The following is a 24,396-nucleotide window of genomic DNA, read 5'->3' as shown; positions in this document are numbered from 1 at the left end:
CGCCGGCCAAAGCCGCATAACCAACCGAACCGCCCTGTACGGACCCGTATGCAAGGTGGTGTGGGAGGGGAGGAACCGCGAGGTTCCCCCCTATCCCGATTGCCATCGTGTTGGTTGCGCGGCGGTTCGCCCGGTGGCCCATGAAGAGCCAGGCTGCCGCTGAGCAGCGCCGCCAGATCGCCAGCGGGACGGTCGGCGCCGGCGCGCAGCCGGATCGCGAACTCAGCCACCGGAACCCTCGGCAGGGCGAATTCGCGCGAAGCCTCGACAATGCCGGAATGGGCAAAGCGCGCGGTTCGCAGCGTCAGCGCCACACCGGCGTTCACGGCGGTTCGCAACCCGGCCAGACTGGCGCTGCCAGCAGCGATGCGATAGCGGCGGCCGGCCGCATCCAGCGATGCGAGCGCGGCCTCGCGAAAGCCGCAGTGGGGATCGAGCAGCGCGAGCGGCAACTCCTCCTGTCGCGAGGCCAGCCCTTTTTGCGAACACAACCATATCATCGGTTCACGCAACACGCCGACCTCGTCCGGCGCCGGGGTGTGGCGCATCACGATCGCCAGATCGAGGCTGCCTCCCTGCAGCGCCTGCGCCAGTTCAGCGGAGCGGCCGACCCGCAGTTCGATCCTGACGCGCGGATGACCGACGGCGAAGGCGCGCAGCAGATCCGGCAAGCCGCTGTCGGCGAAATCCTGCGTCGTGCCAATGGCGACGCGCCCGGCAGCCCGTGCTCCTTTCAGCGCCAGCCACGCCTCGCGATGCGCGGCCAGGATGCGCCTTGCATGGCTAACGAGGTCCTCGCCAGCCGGCGTCAACCCGCGACCCCTGCCTTGTGGCATCAAAAGCGGTTCGCCGACGATCTCCTCAAGCCGCTGCATCTGAGCGGTTACCGCCGAGGGTGAACGGCCGACGTGTGACGCCGCCTGCGCCAGTGAGCCGCTGTCGACGAAAGCAAGGAAAGTTCTGAGCAGATCGGGATCGAGCGTTTCCATAATTCGACCGTATCGAATCTTTCGTTTAAAACAATTCGATTTTTCCAACTCAAGGATGATGGCATCGTGCTCCCAACGGCAAACGACGCCGGTCCCAACCCAGGAGAAGAAAAATGCCCATCATCAATATCAGCATCACCGGTCAACCCGACGCCGCTCTGTCCGCCAGCATCGCCAGGCAGGTGACTGAAATCACCGCCACGCAGTTGCGCAAGGATCCGACGATCACCGCGGTCGCTGTCACCTATATCGACCCGCAGCACTGGTTCGCCGGCGGCAAGTCGCTTGCCGAGCACGGCACCAAGACGTTCTGGCTGGATATCAAGGTCGTCGACGGCACCAACACCAAGCTTGAGCTGGAAGCCTATCTCAAGGCGATCTTCGCCGCCTTCGGCAGCCTGCTGGGCGGCGTGCACGAGGAAAGCTACGCTTTCGTGCATGAAGTGCCGGCTGCCGCCTATGGCTATGGCGGCAAGACACAGGAATTCCGTTTCATCAGTGGCAAGTTGAGGGCGGCATAGCGCATTCTTCCCTTCCTCGCTTGCGAGAGAAGAAAGAAGCTCCGCATTGACCTTGCCCCCACATGGTCTAGGGTCTGGCCGACGCGGCCGCAAAAGAGCCGCGATGCTAAAAATCGTTGGGAGAGATGCGGCATGATCCTGACACTGGCGCTGCTTGCGGGTCTTGTCCTGGCTTGGCTGCTGATCGGCGTGGTGGAGAAATTCCGCCTCGGCCTGCGCTTCACCCAGGCGCTGCTCTATGTGCCGTTCAAACTCGCCTACCGGATCGGCGACAGCCGCATCACGATCGCCCGCAAGGCGCAGGTGCCTGTCATCTATGTCATCTCGCACCAATCGCGCTTCGAGCCGGCGCTGATGCTGTCGCTGCTGCCGGACGACACACTGCATATTCTCGACGAGGTCTCGGCGCGGTCGCCATGGCTCGAGCCGTGGCGCGAGCTTGGGCGCACCATCGCCTTCAACGCCGAACATATCTTCGTCAGCCGGCGGCTGGTGCGCGTGCTGAAGGGCAAGGGACGGCTCGCCGTCTATCTGCCGGATGCGGTCGAGCCCGACGTCAAGACGTTTCGCCTGTTTCGCGCCGTCACCCGTATCGCCATGCAAGCCGACGCCCGCATCGTGCCGATCTTCGTCGCCGGCGCGCGCAGCCTGCCAGTGTCGCTGACGCCGGCGGACAAGGCACCGCGACACTGGTTTCCGCGACTGTCGATCAGCGTTCTGGAGCCGATGACAATCGCCGAGCTGGTGGCGCGCAACCCGGACCAGGCTTCGAACACTAACGCGCTGTTCGATCGTGTCGCCGAGGCGCGGCTTTTCGGCACCGATCTCGATCGTGGCCTGTTCCTGGCCATCCGCGATGCCGCAACCAGGGTCGGCGCCTCGCACCCGATCATCGAGGACGTCATCTCCGGTTCGCTGAGCTACCGCAGGATGTTCATCGGCGCGCGGGTCCTGGGCAGGCGTTTCGAGGCTGCGACGGCGCTGGGCGAGGCAGTCGGCCTGATGCTGCCCAACGCCAACGGCGTCGTGCTGTCTTTCGTCGGGCTTTTGTCGGCCGGCCGGGTGGCGGCGATGATCAATTACACGGCCGGACCGGCAAGCGTAACCGCCGCCGTTCGCACCGCGATGATCCGCACCGTCGTTTCGTCGCGCGCCTTCGTCGAGAAAGCTGACCTCGCCGACATCGTGGCGGCAGTCGAAGAGGGCGGCGCCAGGCTCCTATGGCTGGAGGATGTGCGCGACAGCGTCGCCGCGCTGGACAAGCTTGCCGCTGCCTTGCTGTGGCGCTTGCCGTTACAGCGGCAGGACGGTGCCAAGCCGGCAGTCATCCTCTTCACCTCGGGCTCGGAAGGCACGCCCAAAGCTGTGGTGCTGTCGCACAGGAACCTGCTTGCCAACGCAATGCAGGCTGAGGCGCGCATCACCATCTCGCCGGCCGATATCCTGCTCAACGTGCTGCCGGTATTCCATTCCTTCGGCTTGACGGGCGGCACCATCCTGCCGCTGGTCACGGGCGTTAGGCTGTTCCTCTACCCCTCGCCGCTCCACTACAAGATCATCCCCGAGGTCGCGCGCAAGGCGAAGCCGACCGTCATGTTCGGCACCGACACGTTCCTCGCCAACTACGCACGCACCGCAAAGGACGGCGACTTTTCCAGCCTGCGCTTCGTTGTCGCCGGCGCCGAGGCGGTGAAGCCGGAAACCCGCCGCACCTACCGCGAGCGCTTCCAGGCCGAGATCATCGAAGGCTTCGGGCTGACCGAGGCCGCACCCGTCGTTGCCGTCAACACCGCGATCCACGGCCGCGACGGCACGGTCGGGCGGCTTTTACCGGCCATGCGCATGAAGCTGGAACCGGTCGAGGGCATCAGCGACGCCGGCCAACTATGGCTCGACGGACCGAACCTGATGATGGGCTACATGACAGCGGACCGGCCCGGTGAGCTGCAGCCGCTGACCGGCTGGCACGATACGGGCGACATCGTCGCCGTCGACCGCGAAGGCTTCATCACCATTCGCGGCCGTGCCAAGCGCTTCGCCAAGATCGCCGGCGAGATGGTGTCGCTGGGCGCGGTCGAGATGCTGGTGCAGTCGCTATGGCCGGAAGAGCGCCACGCGGCGGTGGCGGTGCCGGACAAAAGACGCGGCGAGCGCATCGTGCTGGTCACCACCGCCGACGATGCCAGCGCGGAGGAACTGCGCCAGTTCGGCAAAAAAGCGGGCGCGGCCGAACTGATGGTTCCCAACGACATCGTCAAGGTGGAAGAGATCCCGGTGCTGGGATCGGGCAAGACCGACTATGTATCGACCAGAAGGTTGGCGATCGACAGGCTGGGGCTAGGCATGGCGGCGTAGAACAGGGACGGTTGCGGGACGGAACTCTTGCAAACGCCGCTGAACAGCGCCCCCCTTCTGTCCCGCCGGACATTCCCCACATGCGCGAAGGAATGCCATCGTGCGATGCTTGTGTGCGAACCACCTTGAACCATCAGCAAGAGTCCATTGATCCATCAGAACTTTGCGATGGTCTTGCCGGCATTGCTGGGCCATAGCGTTGGTCCATGGCCACCGATGCAATCGCCCTCGAAGCAGATACAAAAACCCGCCGCGGCTTTCTTTTGGCGCTGGGCGCTTATCTTCTATGGGGACTGTTGCCGTTCTACATGAAGGCGGTCGCCCATCTGCCGCTTGCCGAGGTGATCGCCCACCGAATCGTCTGGTCGGTGCCGATCGCCGCGGCGGTCCTGGTCTGGGCCGGCCGCACGGCGGATTTCAAGGCGGCAATTCGCTCGCCGCGCACCATTTCGATGGCCGCGCTGACGGCGGCGCTGATTTCGGTCAACTGGGGCATCTATGTCTGGGCGATAGCCGTCGACCGCACCGTCGAGACCGCGCTCGGCTACTACATCAACCCGCTGGTCAGCGTCGTCGTCGGCGCGCTGCTGCTCGGCGAACGGCTCGACCGGCTGCAGATCGCGGCGGTCGTGCTGGCCGCGATCGCCGTCGCGGTGCTGACGATCGAGGGTGGCAAGCTGCCCTGGGTGTCGCTGGCATTGGCGTTTTCGTTCGCCGCCTACGGCTTCTTCCGCAAGACGCTGCCGATCGGCCCGAGCCAGGGGTTCCTGCTCGAAGTGCTTCTGCTGTCGGTGCCGGCCCTGGGCTACATCGGCTATCTCATAACGACCGGGCAGGATCACATCGTATCCAGCAATGCCACCGACATGGCGTTGCTTATGGGCTGTGGCCCCATCACGTCGGTGCCGCTGCTGTTGTTCGCATTCGGCGCCAAGCTGCTGCGGCTCTCCACCATCGGCATCATGCAGTACATCGCGCCGACCATGGTGTTCCTGATCGCGGTTCTGATCTTCAATGAGCCGTTCGGTACCACCCAGGCCATCGCCTTCGCCCTGATCTGGGCAGCACTGGCGGTCTATTCCTGGTCGATGCTGGTCACCGCTCGCCGGGCTGCCGCTACATCTGTCCGAGCCGCCTGACGAAAAGATAGGTCGCTCCCGCGATCAGCATCGACACCGCCGTCACCACCCAGAAGCCCATCGGCGTGTCGACCAACGGCAAGCCGCCGACATTCATGCCGAAAAGGCCGGAAATGATGGTCATCGGCAACAGCACCGCCGTCATCACCGACAGCACGTAGAGCAGCCGGTTCGACTGCGTCGTCAGCTTGGCCATCAGTTCGTCCTGCAAAAGCCGGGCGCGCGCCTGCAACTGCTCGCCGTCATAGTGCAGCGTATGTGCCCGATGCGAGAGCCGCGCCGCCATGTCGTTGATCGAATCGGGCAGGTCGTTGCGGTGCGAATGGTCAAGATGGCGAAACAGATTGGTCAGCGTCGCCATCTGCCGGTGGATCACCACCAGGTGCCGTCGTTCGTCGACCAGCGCCTGCCGCTCATTGTGCCATGCGTCGCAAACGATGCGATCCTCGATGCCGTCGAGACTGTCGCCGAGTGCGGCAAGTTCCGCCGCCATGCCGTCGAACGACTGGCCCACAACCGCCTCGATCAGTTCGGCCGGCGAACGGAATTTGCGGGAGCCGTTCTCGATCGCCTTGCGGATGTTGTCGACCGACTGAAGCGGCTGCTTGCGGGCGCCGACCAGCATGGTGTCGTTGAGGGCGAAGCGGAAATGGCCAAGTCCGCGGGCTTCCGCCGAATAGTCGTGGCGCAGGTCCGGCAGGTCGCCATAGAGCCAGTCATCCTCGAGGTCGATGTGACAACCATGGCTGGCGGACAGGAAGGCCTCGCGTACCGGTGCCGGCAAAGCCTGATCGGCGCCGATCTCATGGCGCGCACGCATGTCGGAGAGCTGATAGCTGCGCCATGTCCAGTGCGCGGCGGCCGCGTCCTTGGTCCGCGCGCCCTCGGCGGTAAAGTGGTAGATGAAGAACAGCCCGTGCTCGTCGGGCAGGTAAGGCGACAGGTCGGTGCCTTCCGGGGCGAGAGCGATATCCATGGACGCGGTTGCCAGATGCGGTTTTCGGGAGCGGCGCCGCACGGCGGGCGCGTGGCCGCAAGTTCTAGCACGAGCGAAGCCGGTTTCGTGTGACGGTTTCTTGACAGCAGATCACAATGCGTCGAGCGGCAGCGCATGCGCCGCCGCCGACGATTTTGCCATTCAGCGCTTGGGCCCAAACCCGGGATACGGATTGAGAGGCACGATTGCGGCAATGTCCATCATGCCCGCCTTGACCAGTGGCAAGGTGGCGAGGTGGCTACGCACGTCGGCGTCGCTGACGGCCTCGAACATCATGCCGCTGCCGGGAATGTCGCCACGGTTCCAGACCTGACGCACGACGCCTTCGGCATAGAGCGTGCGCCGTTGCTCGGCCTCGCCGGGCAGAAGCGGTGCGAAATCGGCATCGGTGAACTTTTCGGTGTTGCGGGCAAGAAGGGCGAAGAACTGCATGGCGGTCTCCTTTGGTTGGGATGACCGACTATCGCCTCGACTGGTCAGACTGTCCAAGACTGATTAGGATAAAGTTAAGACCTATTGGGACTTGAAGCCTCGGAGAAAAAATGTTCGACCTGCGCCAGCTCCGCTACTTCGTCACTGTTGCCGAAACCGGCAATGTCGGTCGCGCCGCCGAAATCCTGCACATTTCCCAGTCGCCGCTCAGCCGGCAGGTCATGCAGCTCGAGGCGCAATTGGGCGTCGCCTTGTTCGAAAGAGCCAGGCAGCGGGTTCATCTCAACGCCGAGGGCCGCGCCTTTCTCGGCGAGGCAAGGGCACTGCTTGCCAGTGCGAAACGCCTGGAGGAGCTCGGTCGCGACCTTGCGACTGGCGCGGCAGGGCACCTCGCCATCGGCTATGTCGAGGGAGCGGTGCATGCCGGGGTGCTCAGCCAGATGCTTGGACAGTTCCGCCGGGACCGGCCCGAACTCCATCTGCGGCTGCTGAGCCAGCGTTCGGCCGCGCAACTGGAGGAATTGCGCCAGCGCACGCTCGATCTCGGCCTCGTCTATTCGCCGCCTGCGAATGACGATCCCGACATCGCCTCGACGCTGGTCCAGCGCGAGCCGCTGGTGCTGGCGATACCGCAGGGCGATGCGCTCGCCAATGTCGCCGACCTCTGCCCGGCCCATCTGGACGGTCGCGCCTGGATCACCGTTGTGCGCCAGCCCGACGACACCAACCGCGCCCAATTCCTGGCCGCCTGCGCCAAGGCCGGTTTCATGCCCGACATCGCCTATGAGACGGCCGATCCGTTGACGTCGCTTGGCCTGGTCAGCGCCGGGCTTGGCCTGGCGACAGTACAGGCCAGCCTGCGCGCCGCGGCACCGCCGCGGATCGTGTTCCGCGACCTGCCATGGTTCGAACGCGCGGTTTCGATCCATCTTGCCTGGCGGCGCCATGATCGACGAACCGTGATCGCGGATCTGAGGAAGGCAGTAGCGAATAGGGAATAGGGAATATTTCACATATTCCCTACTGCCTACTGCCTACTGCCTATCCCTACTCCCTCACATCTTATCTATCACCGACTGCACGCCCTCGGTCGGCGCGTCGACGGATGAGCCTGCCACCATGATGGCCGCGACGATTGCTTCGGGGTCGTTGACGACCAGCGGCTTGACCCGTTGCGCGGTGTGAATGAAGCCCTCGGTCGCCATGTGATCCAGCAACGCCAGCATCGGATCCCAGAATCCGCCGATATTACCGAAGACGATCGGTTTGCGATGATGGCCGAGCTGCGCCCAAGTCATGATCTCGACGATCTCCTCGACCGTGCCGATGCCGCCCGGCAGCGCCACAAAGGCGTCGGATTTTTCGAACATCCTGTGTTTGCGCTCGTGCATGTTGTCGGTGATCAACAATTCGTCGAGCCGGTCAAGCGCGGTTTCGGTTGCCTCCCTGTTGATCAGGAAGCGCGGGATAATGCCGGTGACCTTGCCCCCGGCCTTGAGCGCGCCATCGGCAACGGCACCCATGATCCCCTTGGTGCCGCCGCCATAGATCAGCCTGAGGCCTGAGCGCGCAATCGAGCGGCCAAGCAGGTGCCCGGCCTTGGCATAGGTTTCATCGCGGCCCGGAGACGAGCCGCAATAGACGCAGACGGATCGAATCGTGTTCATGCCGATGATTGGTGATTGGGTCTGAAAGCGCGGTCAAGCCCTGGGGCGGGCTTTTTCTTGTCGGCCTATGCAAAACAGGCTAGACCGGGCGTTAGGTGGCTAAGGGGTAGGGAAATATGGCAATTAATCCATTGAAGGCGTTCTTGTTCGCGGCGGGTGGGACCGTCGCGGCCGCGGGAACCGCCTATGTATCGGGCGCACTCGACCCGTATCTCGGCCGCACGCCGCCGGCGGAAGTGGCGGCCTTGACGCCGCCCGCGGCGCCTACGTCCGCCGAACCCGGCACCGAGGCGAGGCTGCCGGCGGTGGCGGTGCCGGCCGCTCCCGCCGCGGCGCCGCAGACGACGGCTCCAGCGGCGCCCGCTGCACCCGCCGCTGGTCCGATCGCACCGACTTTCGACGTCGTGCGCGTCGAAAGCAACGGTTCGATCGTCATTGCCGGCAATGCGACGCCTAACTCGAAGGTCGAGATTCTCAACGGCACGATCGTGCTCGGCTCGACGGTCGCGGGTGCCGATGGCGCCTTCGTCATCGTGCTCGACGATCCATTGAAGCCTGGCGACTATACAATCGCACTGCGCTCGACGACCGGCGATATCGTGACCGCTTCGGCGCAGACCGCCGTCGTCTCGGTTCCGGCCAATGCGGCCGGCCAGGTGCTGGCCATGGTCGAGGAGCCGGGCAAGCCGGCTGAATTGCTCACTGTGCCGGCACCCGGAGCCAAACCATCCGCACCGGCTGCCGGTGACCAGGCCGCCACGCCGGCAGCGGAGGCGCCGGCCGCAACGACACCGGCACCAGCCGCCGTCGAAGCGGCACCTGGCGTGACGGCATCAGCCACGCCGCCCGCAGCACTCGCCGAACCCAAGATCGTAGTCGAGGCGGTCGAGATCGACGGCAGCAAGATCTTTGTCGCCGGCGTCGCCGATCCGGGCCGCAAGGTACGCGCCTACGCCAACGATATCCTGCTCGGCGATGCCAAGACGTCGCCGGACGGTCATTTCCTCGTCGAGGCGGCGCGCGACATTCCGGTCGGCAGCTACACCATCCGTGTCGACGGTCTGGACGCCGACGGCGTGAAGGTGGTGGCTCGCGCCGCCGTGCCGTTCGAGCGCGAACCCGGCGAATCGGTCGCCGCCGTGGCGCCGGTGAAGCCCAAGCCCGCCCAAGCAAAGCCGGTCGTGTCTGCTGGGCAAGCGCCTGCCGCTCCGGCACCCGCAATTGCCGCCGAGAAGGCACAACCCGCACCGGCTCCCACCGCGCCGGCAGCACCCGGTGCCAAGGCTCCGGCCGCTGTCGCAGCGGCAACGCCGCCAAGCGATGTGCCCGAGACCGTGGCGCCCAAGCTCGAGCATGCCGACAGCGCCATTATCATCCGTCGCCACGACACGCTGTGGCGGATCTCGCGGCGCGTCTACGGCCACGGCATGCGCTATTCGACCATCTACCTCGCCAACCAGGATCAGATCACCGATCCCGATCGCATCTGGCCGGGGCAGGTGTTCAAGGTCCCGGAAAAGTCAAAGGAAGGCGAAGCCGCCGACCTCAAGGCGATGGGCGAGCAGGCAACGACGGCGCCCACCAAGACGCAGTAGGCTTCGCGCCTGCAGGGGAGTGCGCAATCTCCCCTTGGGGAAGTTCGAACGCCACGCAGATACTATCTACCCATCGGCGTAGCTTGCCCGATACACACTCATCGTTTATCGCCGATGGACGATGACCGAATCCCTCATTGAAACAGCCGGCGGCTGCGGCTCGCCGGAAAGCGCTGCAGCGGATAGCCGTGCCGTTGCCGCCCGGCTGGCGGCGCTTTCGCACCCGGCGCGGATCGAAATCATCAAACACCTATCGGCCAGCCATTCCTGCTGCTGCCGTGAAGTCGTCGACCGCCTCGATCTGGCGCAGTCCACGGTCTCCCAGCACCTGAAGGTGCTGGTCGAGGCCGGTCTGGTCCGGTTCGAGCCAGACCGCCAGCGGTCGCGCTATGCGGTCGATCGTGCCGCGCTCACCGAAATATCGGCATCGCTGAACGCGCTCGTCGATTCCTGCTGCTCCGGCCGCTGACCCCCTCACCTGAAAGGCAAGAAAAGTGGCCGAAAAAACCGTATCCGCCGAATCCGGCACGACGCTCGCCACATTGCGCAATCTCTGGCCCTACATGTGGCCGGCCGATCGCGCCGACCTCAGGGCGCGGGTCACCTGGGCGACGCTGCTGCTGGTCGTCGCCAAGGTAACGCTGGTCGCCGGCCCCTATTTCTTCAAATGGGCGACCGATGCGTTGGCCGGCGCCGCCAAGACGCCGCCGCCGCTGCCCTCTTTCCTACTCGCCCCAGTGATGCTGGTCATCGCCTATAATGTGCTGCGCCTGGTGCAGCTCGGCTTCAACCAGCTGCGCGACGCGCTGTTTGCCCGCGTCGGCCAGCATGCGGTGCGCCAGCTCGCCTTCCGCACCTTCGTCCATATGCACCAGTTGTCGCTGCGCTTTCATCTGGAGCGCCGCACTGGCGGCCTGTCGCGCATCATCGAGCGCGGCACCAAGGGCATCGAGACGATCGTGCGCTTCATCATGCTGAACACGGCGCCGACCATTCTCGAATTCTCCCTGACGGCCGGCATCTTCGCCTTCACCTATGGATGGAAATACGTGGCCGTGGTGGCGCTCACCGTCTGCGTCTATGTGTGGTTCACGGTCAAGGCCAGCGACTGGCGCATCTCGATCCGCCGCGACATGAACGACAGCGACACCGACGCCAACACCAAGGCAATCGATTCGCTGCTGAATTTCGAGACGGTCAAGTATTTCACCAATGAAGCGATGGAAGCCGAGCGCTTCGACCGCTCGATGGCGCGTTACGAGCTCGCCGCCACAAGGACCTGGACCTCGCTCGGCTGGCTGAACTTCGGCCAGGGCGTCATCTTCGGCCTCGGCACGGTGGTCGTCATGTGCATGTCGGCGCTCGAGGTACAGGCCGGCACGCAGTCGGTCGGCGATTTCGTCTTCATCAATGCCATGCTGGTGCAGCTTTCCGTGCCGCTCAACTTCATCGGCTTCATCTACCGCGAAATCCGCCAGGGGCTGACCGATATCGAGCACATGTTCGACCTGCTCGACGTGCCGCAGGAGATCGTCGACAAGCCCGATGCAAGGCCCTTGGTCGTCGGCGCCGGCAAGGTCGAGTTCCGCGACGTGCATTTCTCCTATGATCCGAACCGCAAGATCCTGAAGGGTGTCAGTTTCGAAGTGCCGGCCGGCAAGACGGTCGCCATCGTCGGTCCGTCAGGCGCCGGCAAATCCACCATCTCGCGGCTGCTGTTCCGCTTCTACGACGTGCAGGCCGGCCAGGTGCTGATCGATGGCCAGGACATTCGTGACGTGACGCAGGAAAGCCTGCGCGCCGTGCTCGGCATGGTGCCGCAGGACACGGTGCTCTTCAACGACACCATCGCCTATAACATCCGCTACGGCCGGGTCGGCGCCAGCGAGGACGAGGTGCGCAAGGCGGCCGAACTTGCCCAGATCGGCCCGTTCATCGACAAGCTTCCCGACGGCTATAAGTCCATGGTCGGCGAGCGCGGCCTGAAGCTTTCCGGTGGCGAGAAGCAGCGCGTGGCGATCGCCCGCACCATCCTCAAGGCGCCGCCGGTCCTGATGCTCGATGAAGCCACTTCCGCGCTGGACAGCCACACCGAGCAGGAGATCCAGGCCGCACTCGATCTTGTCAGCAAGGGCCGCACCACCATCGTCATCGCCCACCGTCTGTCGACGGTGATCTCCGCCGACGAAATCATCGTGCTCAAGGACGGCCAGATCGCCGAGCGCGGCACCCATGCCGAGCTGATGCGCGCGCACGGCCTCTACGCCTCGATGTGGGATCGCCAGCGCGAGGCGACGGAGGCCGAGGAGCGGCTGCGCATCGCCCGCGAGAGCGACGAACTCGGCGTCGTCGTCCGCCGGCGGACGTCGGAGATGTCGTAGGAATTTTGGAGCGCCAATTTCCTGAAATTCCGCTTGACCTCAACTTTGGTTGAGATTGTACGCCGTCCTTGGAGCCCGCGAACATCCAGGAACGGAACAATCAAGATGAGCAAGAAAAATCAGAATGGCGGCAGCGTGTTCAGGGTGGACAAGTTTGTCGTCCCCGCCGCCGCCCGCGAGGAAATACTCGCCAAAGTCAGGACAACGCATGAATTGCTGCGCCGGCAGGATGGTTTCGTGCAGGATTTCCTGCTCGAGCAATTCTCCGGCCCCGGCGAGTTCAACCTCGTTACCATCGTCGAATGGGAAAGCCAGGCGGCCGTCGACCAGGTGGTGCCGATCGTCAAGGCAGCGCATGAGCGCATCGCCTTCGACCCGAAGGAGACGATCGCCCGGCTCGGCGTGCGGGCTGATATCGCCAACTATCGGCGAGTGCCCGGGCTCTAGCCAGGCCAGCCAACGCCAGGTGCCGGGGCTCCAACGCCGAGCACCTGGCCGGTGCGGGCATCCCCCGTCATGTGCTCGAATCCTCGCCATTCGGCAGCGACGATGAACAGCGTTTGCCTGCCCGCACCGCCCAGCATGCAGGCAAAGCAACCGCGATCGACAGCGACCGTCTGCAACACTGCCCCGCCTTCGCGCACCCGCACGCAGTGTTTGTTCGGTACGTCTGCATACCAAATCGCCCCTTCTGCATCGAGGCAGATGCCGTCGGGATAGCCGTCGAGATCGGCCCAGACGCGGCGTTTGGACAAGGCGCCGTCGGCTGCGATGTCGAACGCCGTCAACCGGTTGGCGTGGGATTCGGCAACGATCAGCGTCCTGTTGTCCGGCGTCACGGTCATGCCGTTGGCAAACGCGATATCTTCCGCCACTTGCCGGACTGCGCCGTCCGGCGTGATCAGCACGATGGTACCCGGACCGAAATGCTGGCCGGGAGCCGGCGCCGGCCCGCCGCCGTTGACATAGATGTTGCCGCGGCCATCGACCACGATCTCGTTCCACGGACTTGTCGAAAGGGCACGCAAATCTGCATGGACGACGAGGGCGCCGTCGGCTTCCTGCCGCAGCAGCAAGCCTTCGCGGCCGGACACGACGAGCAGACGGCCGTCCGGCAACCAGTCGATGGAGTAGGGCAGCACAGCCGGTAAGGTGAGCATGAGTTCGCTGTTGCCGCCTGCACCGACCGCGACGATCTCGCCCGTACCCCAGTTGCAGACCCACAGGCGTCCATCATGCCAGCGCGGCGACTCGCCGAAAGCGAGGCCGGAGGTAACGAGACGCGTTTTAGGGACTGGTGGTTTCTGCATCTGCGAGAACTCCTTGTTGCGCACGGCATCATGGCCGAGATGGCCGTGAGAGGCGTCGTCTCACCAAGGACGGACGAGCAGCCCTGGTTCCTACACCGCCTTGTCGCTTTTCGCACCCTCCTGCCGTTGCACACCGCCACCTCTTCAAGCTGCGGCCAATGCGGTCTCCGCTATTGTTGCGTTGCGGCGATGAGGGCTTTCGGCTATTGAGGCCGGACTTGAAACGGAGCCCGCCCCAGCCCGATGAGCCTTGTCGATACGGTCAAGAACGCGTTCGTACCGATCCATCGCGAAGGCTACCCCTTCATCGCGGCCTTTGGCGCGGCGACGCTTTTCCTCGGCTATTTTTCTTCGATCCTGTTCTGGATCGGCCTTATCCTGACCGCATGGTGCGTCTATTTCTTCCGCGATCCCGAGCGCGTCACCCCGGTCGACGACCGCCTGGTGATCAGTCCCGCCGATGGCATCGTCTCGGCGGTCGGACCGGCGGTGCCGCCGCGTGAGCTTGGCCTGGGCAATATCGAAATGACCCGCATCTCGGTGTTCATGAACGTCTTTTCCTGCCATGTGAACCGCGCTCCGGTGCGCGGCCGCATTGCCAGGATCGAACATCGGCCCGGAAAATTCCTCAATGCCGAACTCGACAAGGCCAGCACCGAGAACGAGCGCAACGGGCTCGTGATAGAAAGCCCCAACGGCACGGTTGCCGCGGTGCAGATCGCCGGCCTGGTGGCGCGACGCATCGTCTGCTGGGCCGAGGCCGGCGGTTCTATCGGCATCGGCGAACGTTTCGGGCTGATCCGCTTCGGCTCGCGCGTCGACGTGTTCCTGCCTTTGAGCGCCACGCCGCGTGTGGCCGTCGGCCAGACGGCGGTCGGCGGCGAAACCGTGCTGGCCGAATTCGGCGGCGTCGCCGGCACGCCCCTCGTGCGGGTTTCCTGACCGGTGGGCACGCAATACAAGAAGTTCGAGGCTCACGGCAGCGGAGGCCCGCGCATCCGCGAAATCCCCATGCGCATGGTGCTGCCCAATCTGGTCACCGTGCTTGCCATCTGTGCCGGCCTGTCCGGTATCCGCTTCGGCTTCGAAGGCCGCTTTGAGCCGGCGGTGGTGATGGTGCTGCTCGCGGCGTTCCTCGACGGCATTGACGGCCGCCTGGCGCGGATGCTGAAGGCGACCTCGAAATTCGGCGCGCAGATGGATTCGCTGGCCGATATCGTCAATTTCGGCGTAGCGCCCGCGCTGGTGCTTTATGCCTTCCTGCTCGACCGCGCCGGCTCGCCGGGCTGGATCGCAGCCCTTCTGTTCGCCATCGCCTGCGGGCTACGGCTCGCCCGTTTCAACGTGCTCGACGACGAGAAAGGCGAACGCCCGATATGGCAGAGCGAATATTTCGTCGGCGTGCCGGCACCGGCGGGCGCGGTGCTGGTAATGCTGCCGCTCTATCTCTATTTCCTGCGCCTCGGGCTGGAGCCCAGCCGCCCCGCCGCCTTCGTTGCCACTGGATTCACCGTCCTGGTCGCCTTCCTGCTGGTCAGCCGGTTGCCGGTCTATTCCGGCAAGAGCCTCAAGATCCCGGGCGACCGGGTGCTGCCGATCATCCTTGGCGTCGTGCTCTACGTCCTCTTGCTGATGACTTATCCCTGGTACACGCTGACCGCTTCGGTCGCCGGTTACCTGATCTTCCTGCCGTTCAGCGTGCGCGCCTATTCCAAGCGCGCCAAGCTTGAAGGCGAGAAGGTGCCGCCTTCGGACATTGGATAGGCTGGATCGGAGGGCGACCTCAGCCTCTGACTGCTTCGCGCATCACTCCGCAGCCACCAGTCCCGCCATTTCCCGGTTCTTCATCAGCTTGTAGACGATCGAATCCATCAGCGCCTGGAACGAGGCGTCTATGATGTTTTCAGAAACGCCGACCGTCCACCAGCGCGCGCCGGTGCCGTCATGCGATTCGATCAGCACGCGGGTGATCGCCTCGGTGCCGCCATTGAGGATACGCACCTTGAAGTCGGCGAGCTCGAGATCGGCGATTTCGCTCTGGTACTTGCCGAGATCCTTGCGCAGCGCGATGTCGAGTGCGTTGACCGGGCCATGCCCCTCGGCCACGGACATCTTCTCCTCGCCGTCGACCAGCACCTTGACGATCGCTTCGGAGACCGTCTTCAGCTGGCCGTTGGCATCGAAGCGGCGCTCGACCATGCAGCGGAAGGAGGTGACGTTGAAAAACTCCGGCAATCCCTGCAGCATCTTACGCGCGAGCAGCTCGAAAGAAGCGTCGGCGCCTTCATAGGCATAGCCCGAGGCCTCGCGCTCCTTGACGACAGCGATCAGCGCATCGAGCCGATGATCGTCCCTCGGCACATCGATGCCGCGCCGCTTCAGCTCGGCAAGGAAATTGGCCTTGCCGCCCTGGTCGGAGACCATGACGCGGCGGCGGTTGCCGACCGCTTCGGGGGGGACATGCTCATAGGTCGCCGGCTCCTTGGCAAGTGCGGAGGCATGGATGCCGGCTTTGGTGGCGAAGGCCGAGGCGCCGACATAGGGTGCCTGGGCTTCAGGCGCCCGGTTGAGGAGTTCATCGAAAGCGCGAGAGAGCCTGGAGATGCCCATGAGCGCTTCGGCTGAAATGCCCGTCTCGAAGCGATCGGCGAAGGCCGGCTTCAGCGCCAGCGTCGGGACGATGGAGATCAGATTGGCGTTGCCGCAGCGTTCCCCGATGCCGTTCAGCGTGCCCTGGATCTGGCGCACGCCGGCCTCGACGGCGGCTAGCGAATTCGCCACCGCCTGGCCGGTATCATCGTGGGCATGAATGCCGAGGCTGTTGCCGGGAATGCCGGAGGCAATCACCCGCTCGACGACAGCGCGGATTTCCGAGGGCTGCGTGCCGCCATTGGTGTCACACAGCACCACCCAGCGCGCACCGGCATCATGGGCGGTCTTGGCGCAGGCGAGCGCATAATCCGGATTGGCCTTGAAACCATCGAAGAAATGCTCGCAGTCGACCATCGCTTCCTTGCCGGAAGCGATCGCCGCCTCGACCGAAGTCTTGATCGACTCCAGATTCTCCTCGTTGGTGCAACCGAGCGCGACTCTAACGTGATAGTCCCAGCTCTTGGCGACGAAGCAGATGGCATCGGATTTCGATTGCACAAGCGCCGCAAGGCCGGGATCGTTGGAGGCCGACACCCCTGCCCGTTTGGTCATGCCGAAGGCGACGAATTTGGCGTTCGCCGTGCGCTTCTCCTGGAAGAAGGCCGTGTCGGTCGGATTGGCGCCGGGATAGCCGCCCTCGACATAATCCATACCGAATTCATCAAGCAGTTTTGCAATCGCGATCTTGTCCTCGACCGAGAAGTCGATGCCGGGCGTCTGCTGGCCGTCGCGCAGGGTCGTGTCGAAGAGGAAGAGGCGTTGCTTTGTCATGGTCATAGCTCGAAAGGCCGCGATCCTTCGCGCCCCCCTCTGTCCTGCTGGACATCTCCCCCACAAGGGGGGAGATCGAACCGCACACCGGCTTTCGCTAATCTCCAGCGCTGCACGGCGAGCGACATGGCCGAAGCTGCCAATCTCCCCCCAAGTGGGGGAGATGTCCGGCAGGACAGAGGGGGGCGCCGTAGTGCACGAACCTGCATGGTTATTTCCCCGCAAACCCATCCGTCGCGCGGATCAGCCGGTCCAAAATCCCGGGCTCCGAATAGGAATGGCCGGCGCCCTCGATCAGGTGAAAATCCGCCTTCGGCCAAGCCTTGTGCAGGGCCCAGGCGTATTTCGCCGGGCACGGCATGTCATAGCGGCCATGAACGATGGTGCCGGGGATGTCCTTGAGCTTGTGCGCATCGCGCAGCAGCTGTCCCTCGTCCAGCCAGCCGGCATGGACGAAATAGTGGTTCTCGATGCGGGCAAAGGCGATGGCATAGTCGTCCTCGCCAAACTTGCCGCTGGTTTCCGGCTCCGGCAGCAGCGTGATCGTCTCGCCTTCCCACAGGCTCCAGGCGAGCGCCGCTTCCAGTTGCGCCTTGCGGTCGGACCCGACCAGCCGCTTGCGATAGGCCGCCATCATGTCGCCGCGCTCGGCCTCGGGGATTGGCGCCACGAAACGTTCCCACTTGTCGGGAAACATCTCGGACACGCCGAACTGATAATACCATTCGAGTTCCGCACGGGTCAGCGTATAGATGCCGCGCACCACCAGTTCGCTGACGCGATCCGGGTGGGTTTCGGCATAGGCGAGCGCCAGTGTCGAGCCCCAGGAGCCGCCGAAAACCAGCCATGTGTCAAACCCAGCCATCTCGCGCAGGCGTTCGATATCGGTCACGAGATACCAGGTGGTGTTGGCTTCGAGCGAGGCGTTTGGCGTCGATTTCCCACAGCCGCGCTGGTCGAACAGGATGATGTCGTAAAGTTTCGGGTCGAACAGCCGCCGGTGTTTTGGCGAGATGGTGCCGCCCGGACCGCCATGCAGGAACACCGCCGGCTTGGCGCCCTTCGTGCCGGAACGTTCCCAATAAACCATGTGGCCGTCGCCGACATCGAGCATGCCCGAGTCAAACGGTTCGATCTCGGGGTAGAGGGTGCGTAAGCTCATAGTTTAAGGCCTTGCTGCGGCCAGTTGGCCATCTCGTGATCTGGATGCTGGAAGGAGATGATCTGCTCCTGCCTGGCGTAATAGTCGGGATCGTCATGGACCGGCGCCTTGAAGATTGTCTCCACCCAGGGCAGCCGCGCGGCGTAGTTGACCTGGATTTGCGGCGCCAGGTCCGAACGGTCATCGAAGGCGCCGATGGCGATCTCCAAGCCGCCCGGCTGCCGGTAGGTCAGCGGCGTGCCGCAGCGGGCGCAGAAGCCGCGATCGATATTGACCGAGGATTGGAAATAGCTCGGCTCTTCGTGAGTCCATTCGACGCCGTCTTGCGGCACCGTCACCAGCGCACCGAAGAAGGAGCCGAACTGTTTCTGGCACATGCGGCAATGGCAGATCGACGGGCGTCCGAGCGCGCCCTTGATGCGGAAGCGCACGGCGCCGCACTGGCAGCCGCCGGTTCGAACGGTTTCGGTCATGATATCTTCTCCGGCGGCCATTGCTCGGTGTCGTGGTCAGGATGCTGATAGGAAACGAGATCAGCCAGATAGGGGGCCGAGTCGATGTCGGCCATCGTGTCCTCACCCGGCAATTGCGGGATGGTGTCGACGTAGGGGAGCTTTGCTTCCGTGCCCCACTGGACCACCGGCACGATTTCGGCCGGATTGTCGAACGCGCCAATGGCGAGGCCGACCCCGTCGGGCGCGGTGAAGGTCAGAGGCGTGCCGCAATCGGCGCAAAAACCACGCTGGACATGGTTGGACGAACGGAAGTATTTCGGCTCGCCGCGGGTCCAGTCGAGCTTGGCGCCGCGCACCGAGACCAGCGGCGCATAAAACGAGCCGAACGCCTTCTGGCACATGCGGCAGTGGCAGATCGAGGCTTCGCCGAGCGCGCCTTCGACGCGGAAGCGCACCGCGCCGCACTGGCAGCCGCCTGTGTAGACCGGCCTGTTGTCGAGGCTCATCACGTCTCACTCCGGATCATGACAGACGGCCTCGACATTGTTGCCGTCCGGATCGAAAACGAAGGCGCCGTAATAATTCGGGTGATAGTGCGGGCGCAGCCCCGGCGCACCATTGTCCTTGCCACCAGCAGCAAGGGCCGCGAGATGGAACGCATCGACCTCGGCGCGGCTGCGCGCGGTGAAGGCGACGTGCTGATGGGCCCTGGGCTTGTCCTTACCGGCATGCAGCCAGAACACCGGCCGCTCGCGGCCATAGCCGCCGACCTTGGCACCGCCAGTGTATTCCTGCGGCACCATATAAAGCAGCGCCGCCCCCAGCGGCGCCATCGCCCTGTCGTAGAAAGCCTTCGAAGCATCGAAATCGGCAACGGTGATACCGAGATGGTCGATCATGAAACGGACTCCCTTGCTGGTTCGCCCACCGGCATTTCAGCTGCGGCCAAACCGGCCTCGATCACGATATGCTGGCAGACATTGTCGATATCGCGAATGACGTCGTCGTTCCAGAAGCGCAGGAGCACCGGCGAGAGCCTCCTGACAGTTTCGAAGCTTATTGCGGTTCGTGTTCTATGGCGCCCCCCTCTGTCCTGCCGGACATCTCCCCCACTTGGGGGGAGATTGGCCGTCATGGCGGCTTTCGCCAATCTCCAGCGTCGCAAAGGCAGCGCAGTCGACGAAGCTACCGATCTCCCCCCTTGTGGGGGAGATGTCCGGCAGGACAGAGGGGGGCGCTGCCCCGCCGGCCTGTCGGCTTGAGACCACTGTGCGCTCGGGAAAAGAGAGGAGTCAAAGCGAACAAGCGGAAACGTCGGCGATCCTTCACACCCCCCTCTGTCCTGCCGGACATCTCCCCCGCAAAGGGGGAGATCGGCTGTCGCCACCGCTTTCGCCAACTTGGTATTCAGCACCACCCTCACCGCTTGACCTCCCACGTCGTCACGCGCTCACCGGTGACCGGGTCCTTGCCGTCCTTCAATTGCACGCCTTGCGCCAGCAACTCATCGCGTATGCGATCGGCCTCGGCCCAATTCTTGGCGGCGATCAATTCCAGGCGCCTGGCGATCGCCTCAGCGATCGCGGCCTCATTCACTTTGGCCGCGCCGACATCGAAGCCGAGGAAGGCAAGCGCCGCCTTCAGCGAGGCTGCGGCAGCGTTTTCGCCATTTTCATTGAACTCGATGGCCTCGCTTGCCAGTTGGGTGAGTTGCTGGAAAGCGGCATAGGTGGCAAGATCGTCGGACAGCGCCGCCACGACCTCTGTCGGCACCTGCCCTGCCGCTGCCGGCGCCAGATCCGCCGCCCGTTTCCATTTGCGCAGTGTATTCTCGGCCTCTTCCAGCTTGCGCACGGAAAAGTCGATCGGTTCGCGGTAATGCGTCATCAGCATGGCCAGCCGCAGCACCTCGCCCGGCCATTTGCGGCCGCCGAACGTATCGGTCTCCAGCAGCTCATGGATCGAGTAGAAATTGCCGACGCTTTTCGACATCTTCTGCCCTTCGACCTGCAGGAAGCCGTTGTGCATCCAGACATTGGCCATGACATCGGTGCCATGGGCGCAGCGCGACTGGGCGATTTCGTTCTCGTGGTGCGGGAAGATCAGGTCGAGGCCGCCGCCATGGATGTCGAAGACATCGCCGAGATAGGCGGCCGACATCGCCGAGCACTCGATGTGCCATCCCGGACGGCCCCTGCCCCAGGGCGAATTCCAGCCCGGCTCTTCCGGCGACGACAGCTTCCACAGCACGAAATCGCCGGGACTTTTCTTGTGAGCGTCGACGGCGACGCGGGCGCCGGCCTGCTGCTCGTCGAGATTACGCTTCGACAGTTGGCCGTAGGCCGGCATCGACGCCGTGTCGAACAGGACTTCGCCTGCGGCGACATAGGCATGGCCGCGTCCGATCAGGCTTTGAATCAAGGTGATCATGTCGGCCTTGCCATCGGCCCTGGGCTCGACGAATTCGGTGGCGCGCGGCTCGACGGTCGGCTCCAGGCAACCGAGCGTGGCGACATCCCTGTGGTACTGGTCGGCGGTTTTTTCCGTCACCCGGCGGATCGCCTCGTTGAGCGACAATTTTCCGGCGGCGATATCGCCGCCGAAGTCGCGCAACGCGCGCGCGTTGATCTTGTCGTCGACGTCGGTGATGTTGCGCACATAGGTGACATGCGCCTCCCCGTAGAAATGGCGCAGCAACCGGAAGAGCACGTCGAAGACGATCGCCGGCCTGGCATTGCCAATATGCGCGAAGTCGTAGACTGTCGGGCCGCAGACATACATGCGTACATTGCGCGCATCGATCGGGACGAAGTCCGCCTTCGTCCGCGTCAGCGTATTATAGAGGCGCAGGCTCTTCGATGCGTCAGACATTCCATGCCTTCCCGGTCCAGAACTTTTGTTTGGATGGAGCCAGCCTCGCGCCGAGACGCAAATAAGACTCCAGCCTGCTGGCCGGGGCGTTTGTCCAATCTGGGGAAAGATGAGGCGAAAACGTCCGGACCAGCGCGAGGCTAGCCAATAATGCAAATGCCACAAATGGCGAAAGACGTTTTCATGGGCGGCTTTATCGCCCTGGCCGGTGTTGCCGTCAAGTCGCTGGTCCTAGGAAAAATGTCGAGAAGACTGGCAAATGCGTCGCTCGATCACACGGAATCAGGCAGTGAAACATTTTATTAAACATGTCGGCACAGTCATGAAACATTCGCCGGCTAGATCAACAAGCGTCACGATTTGGTCCGATTCGGCAATCAAACGCAGGCACGAAAACATTATCTGGGAAGAGACACATGCCTCGAAGCAAGCAAGACGCCAGCCGCGCCAAGCAACCGGCGCTGGCTAGCCACTATCGTGCAATCGGCCCGGCCGCGATTGTCGCCGCCCTTCTTCACACAGCAAAGAAGAAAAAGCCGGCGCAGAAGATCGTATCGCCCCGCGCTGCCTGAAGCTGCCGGCGCCACTCTGGTGAATTCGGACGCCGGAATGGATAACGGCTTGCGCTAGAACAGCGTCATTTGACTGTCGTCCGCGCCGGGCTTCTTGCGCGTCACCTTCTCTGGCTCCGGTCCAATCTCGCCTCTCTCCTGAATCTCCGGTCCGGTGTTGGCGACCTTGTTGACGAGGTCGGACACGGGAATTGCTTCGAAGAAATCGAGCGGGGCCGGCCGCAGCAGGCCGGCTACATCGCGTGGCTCGAGCGTGCGGCAATCAAGCCAGCGGGCGAAATCCCTGATATCGATGACCACCGGCATGCGATCGTGGATATGCGCTATATCGGCATTGGCGTTGACGGTCAGGATGGCGCCGGTGTCCATTTCCGAACCGCCAGGCTCGGCGTAGGTCTCGATCAGGCCGGCGAAGGCGACCAGTCCGCCGTGTTTGGGCCGAATCCAATAGGGCTGCCCCTTCTTGCCGCCGCTTTGCCGCCATTCGTAGAAGCCGGATGCCGGCACCAAAGCGCGGCGATGACGCATGGCGGTCTTGAACGAAGCCTTTTCGATTGCGCCTTCAGAGCGTGCGTTGAACAGCAGCGGAAATTCCCTGGTGTCCTTGACCCAGGCGGGGATCAGCCCCCAACGCACCAGCATCGGTTGCCGGTCCGGCAGATTGGAGCCAGGCGCCCTCGGAACGCCGGCGATCGCCATCAGGATCGGCTGCGTCGGCGCGATGTTGTAGCGTGCCGGAAATTCCTCCAGTTCAGCCAATCCCAGGAAGGCAGCCGTCTGGTCCGGCGTCGCGGTCAAGGCAAAGCGTCCGCACATGATCGATCGGGCCTTTCGAACGGTTGGATTTTGAAAGTGGCGATCGAACCGGCGTTGCGCAACCGCTAAAGCTTCCCCATGCTGGGCGGTCCACAAGACCTGCCTTCAAATGAGCTGATCGAAAACTATGAATGAAGCACGCAAGGTACTTCCAGCAGTCTCGGTGGCTGTGGTGCGTGGCGACACCGTGCTCCTGGTCAGGCGGGCAAGGGCGCCTTCGCAAGGGCTCTACGCATTCCCGGGCGGCAAAGTGGAGGCCGGAGAGACGCTGGAGGACGCGGCACAACGCGAACTGCTGGAAGAGACCGGTTTGCGGGCGACCGGTTTTCGCCCCCTCCGGGAAATCCATATCGACGGCAGCGACGAAAGCCACCCGGTCGATTATCTCCTCACGGTCTTTGGCGCCGCCTACGCTGCCGGCGAGGCCGTAGCCAGCGACGACGCCGAGACGGCGGCATTCTACACACTGCGCGAGATGACGGCGCTGCCGCTCGCCGGTTCGGTGTTCGCGGTGGCCGAGGACTTGCTCGGTCGAACCGACGGTTTCCCTGAAAGTCCCTGAATTCCCGGTTCGCCGCGCCGAAATCGCCTTGCAGGCGACAAATTGTTTGGCCACATAGACTTATGAGCCGCACTTCTTTTCTCGTTGCCTTGTGCCTTGCCGTCAGCATGGCCGTAACGGCACGACCGGCGATGAGCGCCGAGTCGCCGTTCGAGCCGGGGCTGATGCGATTGGCCGAGGTTTTGGGGTCGCTGCATTTTCTGCGCAATCTGTGCGGCGAGAAAGGCGACCAATGGCGCGTCGAGATGCAGAAGCTTCTTGATTCGGAAAATCCCGACGCCGAACGGCGCGCCCGCTTCATCGCCAGCTTCAATCATGGCTACCGCTCCTTCGGCGGCACCTATACGCGGTGCACCGCTTCAGCCGCCGAAGCCATCAGCCGTTACATGAAGGAAGGCGAAACGCTGTCGCGGGACATCGCCTCGCGCTACGGCAACTAGGCAATTCCAGCAAAAGCTTGAACCGGTATCCGTCCGTAATTGCACCAGGGCAAGACGAGAAGCGGTTCTGCGTTTCAGCGAAAAACGATGAACCGCTCCAGGCATTCATCAACAGGTATTCGGGCTGTTGCCAGCGAGCGCTGATCTATCCGGCTTGTGCCGGTCGATATCTTGGTGCAATCCTGATGTTGCACTTCTGCAACAACATTAATGAAACGTTACGGGGCAAATGCGGAATTAACTCAAACTGAAGGTTTTCACCCCGCGAGCCGGCCTAATCGGCTAAGTTTGATCCGAACTGAACGCAGCTTCGCCAGACGCAGCGGACCCCCTGTAAAACCGACCAAAAAAATGTCGTATTTACAGGCACTTAATTCGGTCCAATGTGAACGGAACAGATCGAGCCTGATCCACACGGATGGATCGCCGCTTGAAAGGGTGGACATCGCTTATGGAACATGGTGTCAACGACATCGACGCGCTGGTCAGGGAAGAAAAACGCCTGACGGCGGTGGAGAGCCACAGCGAAGCCTGGGCGGAAGGCCTTTCGGCGGGGATCGAGCCGGAGATCATTGCCGAGGCGGCGCTCGAGACTGCCTTCGGTGAAATGTTGCGCGCCAACGGCGAGACCTCGGCACTTGCCTTGCTCGACCGCATGCGGGAAAAGGTGATTGCTGGCGCCTTCGAACCTGAGCGGCTGCGGCACTGA

The 24,396-nt window shown here is 63.6% G+C and carries 25 protein-coding genes and 2 pseudogenes; 14 read left to right on the top strand and 13 right to left on the bottom strand.

From position 1 onward, the window contains the following. Window positions 1-137 precede the first annotated feature (137 nt). Window positions 138-989 (bottom strand): annotated as a pseudogene (locus NKI49_RS09505) (LysR substrate-binding domain-containing protein); the annotation flags it as partial. Between the two features lie 113 nt (window positions 990-1,102). Here NKI49_RS09505 and NKI49_RS09500 point away from each other — a divergent pair. The 3 genes from NKI49_RS09500 (at window position 1,103) to rarD (ending at window position 5,004) form a co-directional block, all read left to right on the top strand. Beyond that, entirely contained in the window at window positions 1,103-1,510 is a 408-nt protein-coding gene (locus tag NKI49_RS09500) for a tautomerase family protein (protein ID WP_352607953.1), read from the top strand. 132 nt (window positions 1,511-1,642) lie between these two features. Next, the gene (locus NKI49_RS09495; protein WP_352607951.1) at window positions 1,643-3,865 is read left to right on the top strand and encodes an AMP-binding protein; all 2,223 of its coding nucleotides are present in this window, start codon (window positions 1,643-1,645) and stop codon (window positions 3,863-3,865) included. Window positions 3,866-4,071: 206 nt separating this feature from the next. Beyond that, entirely contained in the window at window positions 4,072-5,004 is a 933-nt protein-coding gene (gene rarD / locus NKI49_RS09490; protein WP_352607949.1) for an EamA family transporter RarD, read from the top strand. On the opposite strand, the gene NKI49_RS09485 is transcribed toward rarD, so the two are convergent. Both NKI49_RS09485 and NKI49_RS09480 read right to left on the bottom strand, forming a co-directional pair. Further along, entirely contained in the window at window positions 4,982-5,980 is a 999-nt protein-coding gene (locus NKI49_RS09485) for a transporter (protein ID WP_352607947.1), read from the bottom strand. The two genes, rarD and NKI49_RS09485, sit on opposite strands and share 23 nt — an antisense overlap. A gap of 162 nt (window positions 5,981-6,142) precedes the next feature. Then, a complete protein-coding gene (locus NKI49_RS09480; RefSeq protein ID WP_352607945.1) occupies window positions 6,143-6,433 on the bottom strand; it encodes a muconolactone Delta-isomerase family protein in 291 nt (96 codons plus the stop codon). Window positions 6,434-6,543: 110 nt separating this feature from the next. On the opposite strand from NKI49_RS09480, the gene NKI49_RS09475 reads away from it, so the two are divergent. Continuing rightward, window positions 6,544-7,434 (top strand): LysR substrate-binding domain-containing protein, encoded by an 891-nt coding sequence (locus NKI49_RS09475; protein ID WP_352607943.1) that lies wholly within the window; start codon window positions 6,544-6,546, stop codon window positions 7,432-7,434. 54 nt (window positions 7,435-7,488) lie between these two features. Here NKI49_RS09475 and NKI49_RS09470 read toward each other — a convergent pair whose 3' ends face one another. Then, window positions 7,489-8,100: an LOG family protein gene (locus NKI49_RS09470; protein WP_352607941.1), complete on the bottom strand. Its 612-nt coding sequence runs from the start codon at window positions 8,098-8,100 to the stop codon at window positions 7,489-7,491. Between the two features lie 116 nt (window positions 8,101-8,216). On the opposite strand from NKI49_RS09470, the gene NKI49_RS09465 reads away from it, so the two are divergent. The 4 genes from NKI49_RS09465 (at window position 8,217) to NKI49_RS09450 (ending at window position 12,523) form a co-directional block, all read left to right on the top strand. Then, complete coding sequence (locus tag NKI49_RS09465) at window positions 8,217-9,695, top strand: LysM peptidoglycan-binding domain-containing protein (protein ID WP_352607939.1); 1,479 nt, start codon at window positions 8,217-8,219, stop codon at window positions 9,693-9,695. A 121-nt stretch (window positions 9,696-9,816) separates the two neighbouring features. Further along, window positions 9,817-10,164 (top strand): ArsR/SmtB family transcription factor, encoded by a 348-nt coding sequence (locus NKI49_RS09460; RefSeq protein ID WP_352607937.1) that lies wholly within the window; start codon window positions 9,817-9,819, stop codon window positions 10,162-10,164. A 25-nt stretch (window positions 10,165-10,189) separates the two neighbouring features. Beyond that, on the top strand, window positions 10,190-12,076 hold the full coding sequence (locus NKI49_RS09455) for an ABCB family ABC transporter ATP-binding protein/permease (RefSeq protein WP_352607935.1): 1,887 nt from the start codon (window positions 10,190-10,192) through the stop codon (window positions 12,074-12,076). A 105-nt stretch (window positions 12,077-12,181) separates the two neighbouring features. Further along, window positions 12,182-12,523, top strand: a complete 342-nt coding sequence (locus NKI49_RS09450; RefSeq protein WP_352607933.1) for an antibiotic biosynthesis monooxygenase — start codon at window positions 12,182-12,184, stop codon at window positions 12,521-12,523. Here NKI49_RS09450 and NKI49_RS09445 read toward each other — a convergent pair. Further along, window positions 12,520-13,386: an SMP-30/gluconolactonase/LRE family protein gene (locus NKI49_RS09445; protein WP_352607931.1), complete on the bottom strand. Its 867-nt coding sequence runs from the start codon at window positions 13,384-13,386 to the stop codon at window positions 12,520-12,522. The two genes, NKI49_RS09450 and NKI49_RS09445, sit on opposite strands and share 4 nt — an antisense overlap. Window positions 13,387-13,629: 243 nt before the next feature. Between NKI49_RS09445 and NKI49_RS09440 the strand changes: the two genes are divergently transcribed. Both NKI49_RS09440 and NKI49_RS09435 read left to right on the top strand, forming a co-directional pair. Then, window positions 13,630-14,328 carry a phosphatidylserine decarboxylase gene (locus NKI49_RS09440; protein ID WP_352607929.1) on the top strand — a complete coding sequence of 233 codons (699 nt, stop codon included), beginning with the start codon at window positions 13,630-13,632 and terminating at the stop codon, window positions 14,326-14,328. A 3-nt stretch (window positions 14,329-14,331) separates the two neighbouring features. Next, a complete protein-coding gene (locus NKI49_RS09435; RefSeq protein WP_027026362.1) occupies window positions 14,332-15,150 on the top strand; it encodes a CDP-alcohol phosphatidyltransferase family protein in 819 nt (272 codons plus the stop codon). Between the two features lie 42 nt (window positions 15,151-15,192). On the opposite strand, the gene cimA is transcribed toward NKI49_RS09435, so the two are convergent. The 7 genes and pseudogenes from cimA to cysS form a co-directional block, all read right to left on the bottom strand. Then, window positions 15,193-16,815 carry a citramalate synthase gene (gene cimA / locus NKI49_RS09430; protein ID WP_352607926.1) on the bottom strand — a complete coding sequence of 541 codons (1,623 nt, stop codon included), beginning with the start codon at window positions 16,813-16,815 and terminating at the stop codon, window positions 15,193-15,195. Window positions 16,816-17,020: 205 nt separating this feature from the next. Next, complete coding sequence (gene pip / locus NKI49_RS09425) at window positions 17,021-17,971, bottom strand: prolyl aminopeptidase (protein WP_352607924.1); 951 nt, start codon at window positions 17,969-17,971, stop codon at window positions 17,021-17,023. Beyond that, on the bottom strand, window positions 17,968-18,444 hold the full coding sequence (locus NKI49_RS09420; protein ID WP_352607922.1) for a GFA family protein: 477 nt from the start codon (window positions 18,442-18,444) through the stop codon (window positions 17,968-17,970). The genes pip and NKI49_RS09420 overlap by 4 nt, the downstream gene beginning before the upstream one ends. Then, the gene (locus NKI49_RS09415; RefSeq protein ID WP_352607920.1) at window positions 18,441-18,932 is read right to left on the bottom strand and encodes a GFA family protein; all 492 of its coding nucleotides are present in this window, start codon (window positions 18,930-18,932) and stop codon (window positions 18,441-18,443) included. The genes NKI49_RS09420 and NKI49_RS09415 overlap by 4 nt, the downstream gene beginning before the upstream one ends. A 6-nt stretch (window positions 18,933-18,938) precedes the next feature. After that, a complete protein-coding gene (locus tag NKI49_RS09410; protein ID WP_352607917.1) occupies window positions 18,939-19,325 on the bottom strand; it encodes a VOC family protein in 387 nt (128 codons plus the stop codon). Continuing rightward, window positions 19,322-19,450 (bottom strand): annotated as a pseudogene (locus tag NKI49_RS09405) (endonuclease domain-containing protein); the annotation flags it as partial. The pseudogene NKI49_RS09405 and the gene NKI49_RS09410, both read right to left, overlap by 4 nt. Window positions 19,451-19,845: 395 nt before the next feature. Beyond that, complete coding sequence (cysS, locus tag NKI49_RS09400) at window positions 19,846-21,297, bottom strand: cysteine--tRNA ligase (protein WP_352599739.1); 1,452 nt, start codon at window positions 21,295-21,297, stop codon at window positions 19,846-19,848. Window positions 21,298-21,462: 165 nt separating this feature from the next. Between cysS and NKI49_RS09395 the strand changes: the two genes are divergently transcribed. Further along, window positions 21,463-21,603, top strand: a complete 141-nt coding sequence (locus tag NKI49_RS09395) for a hypothetical protein (RefSeq protein ID WP_352599737.1) — start codon at window positions 21,463-21,465, stop codon at window positions 21,601-21,603. Between the two features lie 320 nt (window positions 21,604-21,923). On the opposite strand, the gene NKI49_RS09390 is transcribed toward NKI49_RS09395, so the two are convergent. Then, entirely contained in the window at window positions 21,924-22,685 is a 762-nt protein-coding gene (locus NKI49_RS09390) for an SOS response-associated peptidase (protein WP_352599735.1), read from the bottom strand. Window positions 22,686-22,812: 127 nt separating this feature from the next. On the opposite strand from NKI49_RS09390, the gene NKI49_RS09385 reads away from it, so the two are divergent. The 3 genes from NKI49_RS09385 to NKI49_RS09375 all read left to right on the top strand — a co-directional run bounded on the left by NKI49_RS09385 (window position 22,813) and on the right by NKI49_RS09375 (window position 24,396). Then, entirely contained in the window at window positions 22,813-23,247 is a 435-nt protein-coding gene (locus NKI49_RS09385) for an NUDIX hydrolase (protein ID WP_352599733.1), read from the top strand. A 62-nt stretch (window positions 23,248-23,309) separates the two neighbouring features. Further along, entirely contained in the window at window positions 23,310-23,687 is a 378-nt protein-coding gene (locus NKI49_RS09380) for a TIGR02301 family protein (protein WP_352599731.1), read from the top strand. A 451-nt stretch (window positions 23,688-24,138) separates the two neighbouring features. After that, entirely contained in the window at window positions 24,139-24,396 is a 258-nt protein-coding gene (locus NKI49_RS09375; protein WP_008874920.1) for a hypothetical protein, read from the top strand.

This window comes from Mesorhizobium sp. M0587 (assembly GCF_040320945.1).
In the GTDB taxonomy this organism is placed as follows: Bacteria; Pseudomonadota; Alphaproteobacteria; order Rhizobiales; family Rhizobiaceae; genus Mesorhizobium.
Note: the sequence above shows the minus strand (reverse complement) of the source record. Positions and strands in the feature narration are given on the sequence as shown.

What these genes read in the sequence shown, in the direction of transcription:
- NKI49_RS09445 (WP_352607931.1), bottom strand. Translation starts at nt 13,386, where the DNA reads ATGCAGAAACCACCAGTCCCTAAAACGCGTCTCGTTACCTCCGGCCTC.
- NKI49_RS09385 (WP_352599733.1), top strand. Translation starts at nt 22,813, where the DNA reads ATGAATGAAGCACGCAAGGTACTTCCAGCAGTCTCGGTGGCTGTGGTG.
- cimA (WP_352607926.1), bottom strand. Translation starts at nt 16,815, where the DNA reads ATGACCATGACAAAGCAACGCCTCTTCCTCTTCGACACGACCCTGCGC.
- NKI49_RS09415 (WP_352607920.1), bottom strand. Translation starts at nt 18,932, where the DNA reads ATGAGCCTCGACAACAGGCCGGTCTACACAGGCGGCTGCCAGTGCGGC.
- NKI49_RS09465 (WP_352607939.1), top strand. Translation starts at nt 8,217, where the DNA reads ATGGCAATTAATCCATTGAAGGCGTTCTTGTTCGCGGCGGGTGGGACC.
- NKI49_RS09480 (WP_352607945.1), bottom strand. Translation starts at nt 6,433, where the DNA reads ATGCAGTTCTTCGCCCTTCTTGCCCGCAACACCGAAAAGTTCACCGAT.
- NKI49_RS09475 (WP_352607943.1), top strand. Translation starts at nt 6,544, where the DNA reads ATGTTCGACCTGCGCCAGCTCCGCTACTTCGTCACTGTTGCCGAAACC.
- NKI49_RS09420 (WP_352607922.1), bottom strand. Translation starts at nt 18,444, where the DNA reads ATGACCGAAACCGTTCGAACCGGCGGCTGCCAGTGCGGCGCCGTGCGC.
- NKI49_RS09395 (WP_352599737.1), top strand. Translation starts at nt 21,463, where the DNA reads ATGGCGAAAGACGTTTTCATGGGCGGCTTTATCGCCCTGGCCGGTGTT.
- rarD (WP_352607949.1), top strand. Translation starts at nt 4,072, where the DNA reads ATGGCCACCGATGCAATCGCCCTCGAAGCAGATACAAAAACCCGCCGC.
- NKI49_RS09470 (WP_352607941.1), bottom strand. Translation starts at nt 8,100, where the DNA reads ATGAACACGATTCGATCCGTCTGCGTCTATTGCGGCTCGTCTCCGGGC.
- NKI49_RS09375 (WP_008874920.1), top strand. Translation starts at nt 24,139, where the DNA reads ATGGAACATGGTGTCAACGACATCGACGCGCTGGTCAGGGAAGAAAAA.
- pip (WP_352607924.1), bottom strand. Translation starts at nt 17,971, where the DNA reads ATGAGCTTACGCACCCTCTACCCCGAGATCGAACCGTTTGACTCGGGC.
- NKI49_RS09485 (WP_352607947.1), bottom strand. Translation starts at nt 5,980, where the DNA reads ATGGATATCGCTCTCGCCCCGGAAGGCACCGACCTGTCGCCTTACCTG.
- NKI49_RS09460 (WP_352607937.1), top strand. Translation starts at nt 9,817, where the DNA reads ATGACCGAATCCCTCATTGAAACAGCCGGCGGCTGCGGCTCGCCGGAA.
- NKI49_RS09410 (WP_352607917.1), bottom strand. Translation starts at nt 19,325, where the DNA reads ATGATCGACCATCTCGGTATCACCGTTGCCGATTTCGATGCTTCGAAG.
- NKI49_RS09440 (WP_352607929.1), top strand. Translation starts at nt 13,630, where the DNA reads ATGAGCCTTGTCGATACGGTCAAGAACGCGTTCGTACCGATCCATCGC.
- NKI49_RS09495 (WP_352607951.1), top strand. Translation starts at nt 1,643, where the DNA reads ATGATCCTGACACTGGCGCTGCTTGCGGGTCTTGTCCTGGCTTGGCTG.
- NKI49_RS09450 (WP_352607933.1), top strand. Translation starts at nt 12,182, where the DNA reads ATGAGCAAGAAAAATCAGAATGGCGGCAGCGTGTTCAGGGTGGACAAG.
- cysS (WP_352599739.1), bottom strand. Translation starts at nt 21,297, where the DNA reads ATGTCTGACGCATCGAAGAGCCTGCGCCTCTATAATACGCTGACGCGG.
- NKI49_RS09390 (WP_352599735.1), bottom strand. Translation starts at nt 22,685, where the DNA reads ATGTGCGGACGCTTTGCCTTGACCGCGACGCCGGACCAGACGGCTGCC.
- NKI49_RS09380 (WP_352599731.1), top strand. Translation starts at nt 23,310, where the DNA reads ATGAGCCGCACTTCTTTTCTCGTTGCCTTGTGCCTTGCCGTCAGCATG.
- NKI49_RS09500 (WP_352607953.1), top strand. Translation starts at nt 1,103, where the DNA reads ATGCCCATCATCAATATCAGCATCACCGGTCAACCCGACGCCGCTCTG.